Annotated in this window: 9 protein-coding genes; 4 read left to right on the forward strand and 5 right to left on the reverse strand. The window is 64.2% G+C overall.

The window, feature by feature from the left end:
- The first annotated feature begins 457 nt into the window (after window positions 1–457).
- Entirely contained in the window at window positions 458–1,891 is a 1,434-nt protein-coding gene (tldD, locus tag AB1781_09220) for a metalloprotease TldD (protein ID MEW5704745.1), read from the forward strand.
- A 45-nt stretch (window positions 1,892–1,936) separates the two neighbouring features.
- Here the strand turns inward: tldD and AB1781_09225 are convergent, their stop codons facing one another.
- Together AB1781_09225 and AB1781_09230 are read right to left on the reverse strand one after the other, a co-directional pair.
- Complete coding sequence (locus AB1781_09225) at window positions 1,937–3,304, reverse strand: glutamate--cysteine ligase (GenBank protein MEW5704746.1); 1,368 nt, start codon at window positions 3,302–3,304, stop codon at window positions 1,937–1,939.
- A complete protein-coding gene (locus AB1781_09230; GenBank protein MEW5704747.1) occupies window positions 3,301–4,086 on the reverse strand; it encodes a 16S rRNA (uracil(1498)-N(3))-methyltransferase in 786 nt (261 codons plus the stop codon). Before AB1781_09230 ends, AB1781_09225 begins: the two co-directional genes overlap by 4 nt.
- A gap of 56 nt (window positions 4,087–4,142) precedes the next feature.
- Between AB1781_09230 and ubiA the strand changes: the two genes are divergently transcribed.
- Window positions 4,143–5,063, forward strand: coding sequence for a 4-hydroxybenzoate octaprenyltransferase (gene ubiA / locus AB1781_09235; protein ID MEW5704748.1), 921 nt, complete (start codon window positions 4,143–4,145; stop codon window positions 5,061–5,063).
- A 6-nt stretch (window positions 5,064–5,069) separates the two neighbouring features.
- On the opposite strand, the gene AB1781_09240 is transcribed toward ubiA, so the two are convergent.
- Both AB1781_09240 and AB1781_09245 read right to left on the reverse strand, forming a co-directional pair.
- Window positions 5,070–6,224 carry an acyl-CoA dehydrogenase family protein gene (locus AB1781_09240; protein ID MEW5704749.1) on the reverse strand — a complete coding sequence of 385 codons (1,155 nt, stop codon included), beginning with the start codon at window positions 6,222–6,224 and terminating at the stop codon, window positions 5,070–5,072.
- 19 nt (window positions 6,225–6,243) lie between these two features.
- On the reverse strand, window positions 6,244–7,398 hold the full coding sequence (locus AB1781_09245; protein ID MEW5704750.1) for an acyl-CoA dehydrogenase family protein: 1,155 nt from the start codon (window positions 7,396–7,398) through the stop codon (window positions 6,244–6,246).
- A gap of 141 nt (window positions 7,399–7,539) precedes the next feature.
- On the opposite strand from AB1781_09245, the gene AB1781_09250 reads away from it, so the two are divergent.
- On the forward strand, window positions 7,540–9,564 hold the full coding sequence (locus AB1781_09250) for an NADPH-dependent 2,4-dienoyl-CoA reductase (GenBank protein MEW5704751.1): 2,025 nt from the start codon (window positions 7,540–7,542) through the stop codon (window positions 9,562–9,564).
- 126 nt (window positions 9,565–9,690) lie between these two features.
- Window positions 9,691–11,109, forward strand: coding sequence for a hypothetical protein (locus AB1781_09255; GenBank protein ID MEW5704752.1), 1,419 nt, complete (start codon window positions 9,691–9,693; stop codon window positions 11,107–11,109).
- 14 nt (window positions 11,110–11,123) lie between these two features.
- On the opposite strand, the gene AB1781_09260 is transcribed toward AB1781_09255, so the two are convergent.
- Window positions 11,124–11,906, reverse strand: a complete 783-nt coding sequence (locus tag AB1781_09260) for an enoyl-CoA hydratase-related protein (GenBank protein ID MEW5704753.1) — start codon at window positions 11,904–11,906, stop codon at window positions 11,124–11,126.
- Window positions 11,907–11,980: the final 74 nt, after the last annotated feature.

Raw genomic sequence — 11,980 nt, forward strand, 5'->3', positions numbered from 1 at the left:
GGCGTCACGGCGGTCTGCATCCCGAATTCCCAAGGCCTCGGCTGGTCCGCCATCGCATCCATCGAGACGCCAAAGCCAAGAAGCGCAAACGCTGTAAAGCCAAGAAGTCGCCAACCGCAAGGCATGGGTCCCGGTCCTCCCTATAACCGATGGGTTTCAGGGGAACCAAACCGTTCCCCCGGTCCAAACACTTTGATCAACCTAGGCGCTGCCGAGATGGCTTGTGTCGCCCCCTACTGGCCGGCAGTTATAACAGAGTCTGCTTCTCGCGCAAAAAAGATTCACCTTGCCGAAGGCTCTGAAAACCCAGCAGACTTAAGCTGCGCCGAGGGAGTACCCCGAGACCGGGAATGGGTTTTGGAAATGTTTCGAGATGGTCGCATTTCGGTCCTATTGCGCCTGAATTTTTCCCGGATGCGAAGACCCGTCAGAACGCCAGTCAGAACGGAGGGCAAGGGTGGCCGAGCAGCCGACCACGGATGAACTTTTCTTCCGCCATGCAGGCCTTGACCGGGCCCGCGTCACCCGCCTCGTGGACGACGCGCTCAAGGGTGCCGACGATGGCGAGCTTTTTCTTGAATTCCGCCAATCCGAAAGCCTCGTCTTCGACGACGGCCGGCTAAAAAACGCCAGCTTCGATTCCTCGCACGGCTTCGGGCTGCGGGCGATCGCGGGCGAGGCCGCCGGCTATGCCCACGCCTCGACCCTCGAGGAGACAGCGCTTGCCCGCGCGGCGGAGACTGTCAAGGCGGTCCGCGAAGGCAAGGGCGGCACGCTGCTGGCGGCGCCGGCACGCACGAACCGGCACCTGTATACCGACGCCAACCCGCTTGAGCGCGTTGACTTCACGCGCAAGGTGCAGCTGTTGGCCGAGATCGACGCCTACGCCCGCCAGAAGGACCCGCGCGTTCGCCAGGTCACGGCCTCGCTCGCCGGCGAGTGGCAGGCCGTCGAGATTCTCCGCGCCGGTGGCGAAAGCGCTAGCGATCTGCGCCCGCTTGTCCGTCTGAACGTCGCCATCGTCGTTGGCCAAGGCGAGCGGATGGAAGCCGGAAGCAGCGGCGCCGGCGGGCGCGCCGCCTACGACGCCTGGCTCGACCCGGCGCACTGGCGGGCAGAGGTGGACGAGGCCCTGCGCCAGGCCCTCGTCAATCTCGAATCCGTTCCCGCCCCGGCCGGCGAGATGCCGATCGTGCTGGGGCCGGGTTGGCCCGGCATCCTTCTGCACGAAGCGATCGGCCACGGCCTCGAGGGCGATTTCAACCGGAAGAAAACCTCCGCCTTTGCCGGCCTCATCGGGGAACGCATAGCGGCGGCAGGGGTCACCGTCGTCGACGACGGCACCCTCAAGAACCGCCGCGGCTCGCTCACCATCGACGACGAAGGTACGCCCACCGAACGGACCGTCCTTATCGAGGACGGCATCCTCAAGGGCTACATGCAGGATCGCCAGAACGCCCGCCTGATGGGCATGCGGCCGACCGGCAACGGCCGGCGCGAAAGCTTCGCCCACAAGCCGATGCCGCGCATGACGAACACCTACATGCTGGCCGGCGACGCCCATCCGGAAGAAATTATCCGCTCGGTCAAGAAAGGGCTTTACGCCGTGAGCTTCGGCGGTGGCCAGGTCGACATCACGTCCGGCAAGTTCGTCTTCTCGGCGACCGAGGCCTATCGGATCGAGGACGGCCGCATCACCCGTCCGGTCAAAGGAGCGACCCTCATCGGCAACGGGCCCGACGTGCTTACCAGGGTCTCCCGGATCGGCAACGACTTGAAACTCGATCCCGGGATCGGCACCTGCGGCAAGGAAGGCCAGGGAGTGCCGGTCGGTGTCGGCCAGCCGACGCTGCTCATCGACCACCTAACCGTCGGCGGCACGGCGGCGTAAGCGATGCCGGGCGTTGCGGAAGGCGTTGGCTGCGGGCGGCCAGGCTTAATAGGCGCAGACGTCGTAGATCGGCTCGATCCGGCCGCCCCATTCCCGGGCATAACGATCGAGAAGGCGTTCGGCCAGTGTCACGCCGGCGGCCGCTACCTCATCTAAGGGGGTGAGGAAGTGGCTTTCGTCCCTGCCGCACGCATCCAAACGGGCGCGGCGCTTGAGGCCGGCCCGGGCGATCGCCAAAGCGTCGAGGGCGACCGCCTGCACCGTTCGCCCGTGAATTGCAGCTTTGAGCGCCTGCTTCGGCACTTCCTCGCGCAACGCGCGCTGCTCCGCGATCCCCCAGCCCTTCACGAGATCGAGCGCGGCGCGCTGGGCCTCGCCGTCATAGAGAAGCCCCACCCAAAAGGCGGGCAGCGCACACAGGAAAGGTCCCGGACCAGCACCTGCCCCGCGCATCTCGAGGAAATGCTTCAGCCGCACGTCGGGAAAGGCGGTCGTTAGATGGTCCGCCCAGTCGCCAAGCGTCGGCGACTCCCCCGGCAGGGCGGGAAGCTTGCCGGCGAGAAAGTCGCGGAAGCTTTGCCCGGAGGCGTCGAGATAGTTGCCGTCGCGGTAGACGAAATACATCGGCACGTCGAGCATATAATCCACATAGCGCTCGAACCCCATGCCGGGATCGAAGACAAAGGGCAGCAGCCCGCAACGGTCGGGGTCGGTGTGCGCCCAGACGTGGGAGCGGTAGCTCAAATACCCGCTGGGCTTGCCTTCGACGAAGGGGGAGTTTGCAAAGAGCGCCGTCACCACCGGCTGCAGCGCCATGGAGATGCGGAATTTTTCCACCATGTCCGCTTCGGACCCGAAGTCGAGATTGACCTGCACCGTGCAGGTGCGCAGCATCATGTCGAGCCCGAGCGCGCCTTTCTTCGGCATGTAGGCGCGCATGATGCGGTAGCGCGCCTTCGGCATCCACGGCATCTCGGCGCGGGACCCTTTCGGCAGGAACCCCAGATTGAGAAGCCCGAGGTTCAAGGAATCGATCACGGCCCGCAATTGTGCGCGGTGCTCGGCCACCTCGACGCACGTCTCGTGCAGCGTCGTCAGCGGCTCGCCGGAAAGCTCGAACTGCCCTCCCGGCTCCAGCGTGATGGACCCAAAGCCGGGCTTGGCGAGCGCAATCGGATTGTCCGCCTCCACAACCAACTCCCAGCCGAATTGCCGCATGCCCTCGAGAACGGCGCGGATGCCGTCCGGTCCCTCGTAGGGCGCCGGCGTGAGGTCGCGCTTGCGGAACACGAACTTCTCGTGCTCCGTCCCGATCCGCCAAAGGTGCGGTGGCTTGCAGCCGGCGGCCAGGTCTTCGACGAGTTGCGACTTATGGGTGACGACGACGTCCGAGCCGATCGGTGGTGCGCTCATGGCCTTGGCATCTTTAGGTTTCCTTGTGTCGCGTCTGCGGCCCGAAAGGCCGGCCGCGACTGCCAATCGCCGAGCGCCGCCTGCCAGCAGGTAAGCGCGGCGATCGCAGCCGTGTCGGCGCGCAGGACGCGGGGGCCCAAACTTGCCGACGTAACAAAGGGAAGCCCGCGAAGGGCGTCAAGCTCATCTTTCGCGAAGCCCCCTTCCGGACCGGTCAGCAAGGCCCAGGAAGGCGTCGGCTTCGCTTCGCGGAGCGCCTCCAGGATCGGCGGGCCGCTTCCGGTTTCATCGCAAAGAAGAAGACGGCGCGTTTCCGGCCACCCGGCGAGCGCCTTGAAGAGCGGCTCCGCCGCGCAGAGTTCCGGCACGCAGAGGCGACCCGTTTGTTCGGCCGCCTCGATCGCCTGGGCGCGCAGCCGTTCAAGGTTGACGCGCCTCACGACCGTCCGTTCCGTCATCACCGGCTTGAGAAGTGCCACGCCAAGCTCGGTCGCCTTCTCGACCAGCGTGTCGATGCGCCCCCCCTTGATGGGCGCGAACAGCAGCCAAAGGTCGGGCACCTTCGTTTGCGCGCACCTGCGGCGTTCCAGAAGAACCGTCGTTCGCTTCTTGGCCAAGGCTTCGATCCTGCCCTCCCACTCGCCGTCGAGGCCGTTGAAAAGGCGGAGACGATCGCCCGGTGCGAGGCGCATGACATGACTCAAATAATGGGTTTGCCCAGGTCCCAGTTCGAGGACCCGGTTTTCTTCCAGCCTTTCCTCGACGAACAGGCGGATGGCCATGGGCGTGCTTTCGTCCGACCTTGAGAAGTGTCAACGGAACGACTAGACCTTAGCCGATGACGGGCCCCGTCAAAACCGCCGCGACGGATACCTCGGCCGATGGCTGGGTGGATCGCTTCGCGCCCGCCGCCCTCCGCCCCTATCTGAAGCTCGCGCGGCTCGACCGCCCGGTCGGCATCTGGCTGCTTTTCCTGCCCTGCGCCTTCGGCGTGACGATCGCCTCGCCCGCCTGGCCGGACCCTTTCCTGCTTTTCCTCTTCGCGATGGGCGCCGTCCTCATGCGGAGCGCCGGTTGCACCTTGAACGACATCGTGGACCGCGACATCGACCGGCAAGTCGCGCGCACGCGAAACCGGCCCCTGCCTTCCGGCGCGGTTTCCCTGGCCAACGCGTATTTTTTCCTAGGCGGGCTGCTGCTGGCAAGCTTTGGCGTGCTGCTTTGCTTCAACCGCTTCACGGTTCTGCTCGGGCTTGCCTCCCTCGTCCTCGTCGTTCTCTACCCGTTTGCGAAGCGCTATACAGATTGGCCGCAAGCCATCCTCGGGCTTACCTTTAATTGGGGAGCGTTTTTGGGTTGGACGGCGGTGAAGGGAGGCCTCGACCTTGCCGCCTTCGCCCTTTACGCCGGCGCCTTCTTCTGGACGCTCGGCTACGACACGATCTACGCCTGCCAGGACAAAGCGGACGACCTGCGGATCGGGGTCCGCTCGACGGCCCTCTTGCTCAAGGAAAGGGCGCGGGTTTTTCTGTTGTTTGCCTACGGCGCCGCCGTTCTTTTCTTCGCCGGCGCCGGCTGGCTGGCGGGCCTTGCCTGGCCCTTCTACGCGGGCCTTGTCGGCCTCGCCGCGCAACTGCTCTGGCAGGCGGCAGGCGTAAGGACCGCCGAGCCGGCCGACTGCCTCAGGAAATTCCGATCGAACGCGTGGGCGGGCCTGCTGCTGGCAGCCGCGCTCCTCGCCGCCAAGGCCTTTCCGTAGAAACCCTCAATACGGCACGGCGATGCGCCCGATGCGCTCGCGGGCGATGATGATCTTCTGGATCTGGGCGGTGCCGTCGCCGATTTCGAGGCCAAGCACGTCGCGCAGGCGCTGCTGGTGGGCCGTCTCCTTCGAATAGCCGTAATGGCCGTGCAGCAGCAGGCATTGGTGCAAAATGTCGAAGGAAAGCTTCGGCGCCCACCATTTGCACATCGCGGCTTCCGCCGTGTGCGGCAAGCCCTGGTCGCACAGCCAAAGCGTCTTGTAGCAAAGCAGCCGGCAGGCCTCGAACAGCGCCTCCGCCTCGGCCAGGGGAAAGGTGACGCCTTCGAATTTCGCCAATGGCGCGCCGAACGCCTCGCGCTCCTGCACGTAGGCCCACGTCTCGTCGAGGGAGGCGCGCGTAGCACCCAGGCATTGCAGCCCGATGAGCGCGCGGCTGAAATCGAAGCCCCGCATGATCTGGGAGAAGCCCGCGTTCTCTTCGCCGAGCAGCGCGTCCCCCTCGACCCGAACGTCGTCGAAGAAGAGCGAGCCGCGCCCGACGATGGCGGAGCCCACGTCCTCGAAGCGGGTGCGGGTGACGCCTTCCCGGTCGAGTTCGACGAGGAAGGCGGAAATCCCCTTGGCGCCCGCCTCCTCGCGCCCGGTGCGGCCGAAGACGATGGCGATGTCCGCCTGGTCGGCGGCCGAGATCGAGGTCTTCTCGCCGTTCAGGACATAGCCGTTGCCGTCGCGCCGAACCTTCAGCTTGAGCCTCGCCGCGTCCGAGCCGACGCCGGGTTCTGTTAAGCCGAGCGCGATCAGCGCTTCGCCGCGGGCGATCCTCGGCACCCATTTCCCGACCACCCGCGGTTGCCCATGCCGGGCGAGCAAGCCGCCGAGCAGGGCGCCAAGCAGGGGCAGATAGGAAAGGTTGAAGTCGCCGGTGGCAATCGCCTCCGTGATCAGGCCGCAGGTCACCGCATCGGCCCCCATGCCGCCCAAGTCCTCCGGCAGGTTGGGGGTCACCATGCCGAGCGCCCCCATCTCGCGGACAAGCGCGCGGTCGAAACGGCCTTCCTTCTCGCGCCGCATATAGTCCGGCAGCAACCGTTCGCGCGCGAATTTTAGGACGCTTTCACGGAGCGCCTCCTGTTCCTCGCTAAATCGAAAGTCCACCGGTTTCCCCCGATCCCCGTCAGCCTTCGGCCTCGCGGATCATGGCCTTGGCGATGACGAGCTGCTGAATCTGCGAGGTGCCTTCGTAAATGCGGAAGAGCCGCACGTCCCGGTAGAATCGCTCGACCGGGTATTCCGCGATGTAGCCGGAACCGCCGTGAATCTGCACCGCGCGGTCGGCGACGCGCCCGACCATCTCGCTCGCGAAGTATTTGCAGCAGGCAGCTTCCGTGCTGATCTTTTCGCCGTCATCCCGGCGCCTGGCCGCGTCCAGCACCATGGATTTTGCGGCGTACGCCTCGGTCCGGCTGTCGGCCAGCATCGCCTGGACGAGTTGGAAATTGGCAATCCGCTCGCCGAACTGTTTGCGTTCGATGGCGTAAGCCAGAGACTCCGCGATCAGGCGCTCGGCGACGCCGACGCAGACGGCGGAGATGTGGATGCGCCCGCGATCGAGCACCTTCATCGCCGTCTTGAAACCCATTCCTTCCTTGCCCCCGATCAGGGCGGACGCCGGCACCCGGCAATCCTCGAAGATGACGTCGCAGACGTGCGCGCCCTGCTGGCCTATCTTCTTGTAGGGCTTGCTGATGGAAATGCCCGCCAGATCGCGATCGACGATGAAGGCGGAAACCCCTTTGGCGCCCTTCGTCGCAGGGTCGGTCCGCGCCATCAGGGTGAAGGCCTTGGCGTGAGGGGCGTTCGTGATGAAGCGCTTCGTCCCGTTGACAACATACACATCGCCGTCACGGATGGCCGTCGTGCGCAGGGAAGCCGCGTCGGAACCGGAATCCGGTTCGGTCAGCGCGAAAGAGATGATCGTCTCGCCGGAGGCGATCTTGGGAAGGTATTTCCGTTTCTGTTCCTCGGTGCCGTCCATGACGATGCCTTGCGAACCAATGCCGATATTCGTGCCGATGACGGAGCGGAAGGCGGGCGAGGCGCGGCAGAGCTCGAACAGGACCCGCACTTCTTCCGTCGTCGTCAAGCCGATGCCGCCATAGGCCTCCGGCACCGTCAGGCCGAACAGGCCAAGCTCACGCATTTCCTCGATGATTTTCGATGGCACGACGTCTTCTTCCGAGACGCGGGCCTCGGCGGGGATCAACCGCTCGTTGACGAAGCGGTGGATGGTGTCGAGAAACTGTCGAAACGTGTCGGGATCGAGGGCCACGGTTCATTCCTTCAGGTTTTTCGGGCCGGAGTTCTTGGCCACCCGGCGGCGGAGTTTCCGTATGGTGGGAGTATGATAGATTGACAGGGCCTCAATTTCAACCTTACGTTAGTTAGAATTTAGGAGTTAAATTCTTTCCCGATGCCCTACCCTCACCTGCTCAAACCCCTCGATCTGGGCTTCCGCACCCTCAGGAACCGGGTCGTCATGGGCTCCATGCATATGCGGCTCGAGGGCGAGGCGAACGGCTTCGCGAAGCTTGCCGCCTTCTATGCCGAACGCGCGCGCGCCGAGGTCGGCCTCATCGTGAGCGGCGGCTTCGCCCCCAACCCGGAAGGCGTCCTCGGCCCCGGCTGCGGCAAGTTGACGACAGCGGAAGAAGTCGCCGAGCACCGCAAGGTGACGGATGCCGTCCATGGGAAAGGCGGCGTCATCTGCCTCCAGATTCTCCACCCCGGCCGCTATTCCCAACTCGACCATGCCTTGGCGCCCTCGGCCATCCGCTCGCCGATCAGCAAGGTGACGCCGAAGGCGATGACGGAAGAGGACATCGAAAAGACCATCCAGGACTTCGCGGATTGCGCCGTGCTCGCCCGCAAAGCCGGCTATGACGGGGTCGAGATCATGGGCTCGGAGGGTTACCTCATCAACCAGTTCACGACCCGCCACGTGAACCGCCGCGAGGACCGCTGGGGGGGTGGCATCGAAAACCGCATCCGCTTCCCGATCGAGATCATGAAGCGCACGCGCAAAGCGGTCGGCGACGATTTCATCATCATTTACCGGCTTTCCATGATCGACCTCGTCGAGGACGGCAACACCCAGGAAGAAATCATCTTCCAGGGCAAGGCGGTCGCGGCGGCGGGCGCTACCATCCTCAATTCCGGCATCGGCTGGCACGAGGCGCGGATTCCGACAATCGCCCACATGGTGCCGCGCGCCGCCTTCGTCGAGGTAACGGCGAACGTCAAGAAAGCGCTTGCGATTCCGGTCGTGGCGACGAACCGGATCAACACGCCGGAAGTGGCCGAACGCGTTCTGGCGAAGGGATGGGCGGACCTTGTTTCGATGGCCCGCCCCTTCCTCGCCGACCCTGAATTCGTGCGGAAGGCCAGGGAAGGACGTGCCGACGAAATCAACACCTGCATCGCCTGCAACGAAGCCTGCCTCGACTACATCTTCACCGAACGCCCGGCCTCCTGCCTCGTCAACCCGCGTGCCGGCCGCGAGCTTGAATTCGAGATCCGTCCGGCCGAGGCAATCAAGAAGATCGCCGTGGTCGGCGCCGGACCGGCCGGCCTGGCTTTCGCCATCACGGCGGCCGAACGCGGCCACAAGGTGACGCTGTTCGAAGCCGGGTCGGAAATCGGCGGACAACTCAATCTCGCCGCCCGCATTCCCGGCAAGGAGGAATTCCACGAGACGCTTCGCTATTACCGAAAGATGCTCGCCAAGCACGGCGTGAATGTCCGGCTGAACACGCCGGCCACGTCCGGGGAACTGCTTTCCGGCAACTACGTCGAGGTGATCCTTTCCACCGGCGTCAAGGCGCGACGGCCGGCCATCTCCGGCATCGATCACCCGATGGTCGTCTCCTACGAAGACGCCATCTTGCACCCCGGTAAGATCGGCCGGCGCGTCGCCGTCATCGGCGCCGGCGGCATCGGCTTCGACGTTGCCGAATGCCTCTCGACCCCGGAAGGGCCTTCCGAAAGCCAGAACGTGGACGTCTTTCTGGGCGCATGGGGCGTCGACAGGAAGGTCGCGGCGGCGGGCGGCCTTAGGAAACCCGAGGCGGAGAAAATTCCGCGCGAGATCTACCTTCTCCAGCGCAAGGCAACACCCCACGGCAAAGGCCTTGGCCGCTCAACCGGCTGGATTCACCGGCTCACGCTGCAAAAGCGCGGCATCCATATGCTGGGCGGCGTGGCGTACCGCAAGATTGACGATCGCGGCCTGCACATCGCCACCGCCGACGGCGCGGAGAAGGTTCTCGAGGTGGACAACGTCGTCCTCTGCGCCGGGCAGGAACCGAATCGCGAACTGCACGGCGCGTTGACGAAGGCGGGCGTTTCCTCGCACCTGATCGGCGGTGCCGAAGAGGCGCTCGAGCTTGACGCGCGGCGGGCGATCGACCTCGGCACGCGGCTCGCCGCCCGCCTCTAGGCCCCTTCCCGCAAAGGCAAGGGCAGCGAAAGCGGACGGCTGGAGGAGCTCATAGAAAATTAACACAAACGCACAAAAGCCGACGACGCCCAACGGGCCCGATCGGTCAACACATGGAGGGTACCGATGTCACAGGAAAGAAAAGCCGAATGGCTGAATCGCTATAGGCCCGACGACGAGGGCCTGCGTTTCATGAACCTGGCCTATACCGGCAACTTCACGGACTTGCCGCCGGTGCCGGACGGAATCCTTGGCGACCGCCTGATGCGTCAACGCATGAAAACGAAGATCATGGAGCCCCTGAGCGAAGCCGACGTGCTGCGCGACGAATTCACGATCAACGAAATCAACGATTTCAACAACTACATCGCCTGGTGCCTGTGGGACATGGTCGTGCTGCGGGCGACGGAAGGCGTTTCCGGCATGATCCCGCGGCAGGAATACGAAATCCTCGCCTTCGCACAGTGCTTTTACCGCTACCCGGAAATCATGCGCGCCATCCATCGCGAGATCGGCACCCGGGGCGTCATGGAAATCGGCGCCGGCGCCCGCAAGGAAATCGGCACGAAGATCAACTGCGTGCACGATTTCTGCATCGGCAGCGTCGCCTTCGGGATGGGGCGCTGCGCCCTGCTGGCCCTGGAGGCGATCGAACCCCGCGACTACGTCGAGGAAAGCGCGACGATGCTGAAATTCATGCAGCGCGTCTTATGGGCAAAACGGCAGGACGGCTATATCTTCAACTCCCAGAACCGCTACCGCTGCGCGATTCACGACCAGGCCATCCTCGATAAATTGCTGGCCGAATGCGAAGACGTTCGCGACGACAAGGAAAAATACGACGCCTTCGTGGCTTTCAACGCGGCGGCCGAACTGCTGGCCTTCTTCGACCACTACGACTGCCGACTGGGCGCCGGGGACACCGGTCCCTACCCGTTGCCCGACGGGCGAATCCTGCTTGTTCGCGATCTTTTCGTGAATGAGGAAATCTATCACTGGAGCGACGTCTGCGAAGAGTTGCCTTACTGCTATTCCTTTGCCATCGTGATCAATCCGACGGCCCTCGGACTCCGGGAGATCCGCGTCAACGATATCGGCACCACCTTCACCAACCCGAAAAACTACATTGCGGGCATCGAGGGCGGCGCCATCTTCTTCCGGGAGAAGTGGGATACCCCGATGGGAGAAATACATCCGCTGCCCATCCGGGCGATCGGCCCCCATCTGGAAAAAATCCGCGGGGCCATCCTCCGGATGTACCAGAAGACGGCCCGGATGTCGCGGCGGGAACTGATCTTGAACGGGATCCACACCTATTTTGTCGGTTTCCTTCTCCCGCATCTGCGCAAGGCCGGCCTCTATGACTACGCCTGCCGCGAGCTGAACATCTGGGAAATCGACCAGCGCATCGCAAACTACTACTACGAAATCCCGAAGCGGAATTTCGCCCAGACCGTCATCCCGCAGAAGATTTTTTCGGGCACGGGGTATCTTCCGTTCCCGGATCACGCGGACCCGAAAGCGTCAAAATATTTCTGGCACTAGGAGAACGCGCCGCGCTACTTCACGAACTTGCGGAAATCCGGCTTCCGTTTTTCGAGGAAGGCATTGACCCCTTCCTGGGATTCCGCGGTGCCGTAGTAAAGAGCGAGCGCCTGCATGCCCAGACCCGCGATGCCGCCGATATGATCGGTGTCCGCGTTGAGGGAACGCTTCGCAATGGCGAGCGCGGTTGGGCTCTTGTCGAGGATTTCGGCGCACCACTTGTCCACTTCCTCGTCCAGTTTCTCGTGGAGCACGACGACGTTCACGAGTCCCATGGCGAGCGCTTCCGCTGCCGTGTAGCGGCGGCAGAGATACCAGATCTCGCGCGCCTTCTTTTCGCCGACGACCCGGGCAAGGTAGGCCGTGCCGTAGCCGGGGTCGACCGAGCCCATCTTGGGACCGACCTGGCCGAACTGGGCCTTCTCGGAGGCGATCGTGAGGTCGCAGAGCGTGGCGAGCACGTTGCCGCCGCCGATCGCATAGCCCTGAACGCGGGCGATGACCGGCTTCGGCGCGACGCGGATCGCATGCTGCAACGCCTCGATCGGCATGCCGATCATGCCTTTACCCTCGTAGCTCCCTTCATGGCCGGACTGGTCGCCGCCGGAACAGAAAGACTTCTCGCCGGCGCCGGCCAGCACGATCACGCCCACCGCCTTGTCCCAGCTTGCCTCGGTGAAGGCGTCGAGCAGTTCTTCGACGGTCGCGGCACGAAAGGCGTTCATCCTCTCGGGCCGGTTGATGGTGATCCGCGCCACCCCACCCTTCACCTCGTAGAGCAAATCCTGGTACGTCATCGTCTTCGTCCTCCCGGGTTGATTCGCCTATTCCACTGCGCTTGCCGCCATGCCCTTCGCTTGCGGCACGGCCT

The sequence above is a fragment of the Pseudomonadota bacterium genome (genome assembly GCA_040752895.1).
Classification (GTDB): domain Bacteria; phylum Pseudomonadota; class Alphaproteobacteria.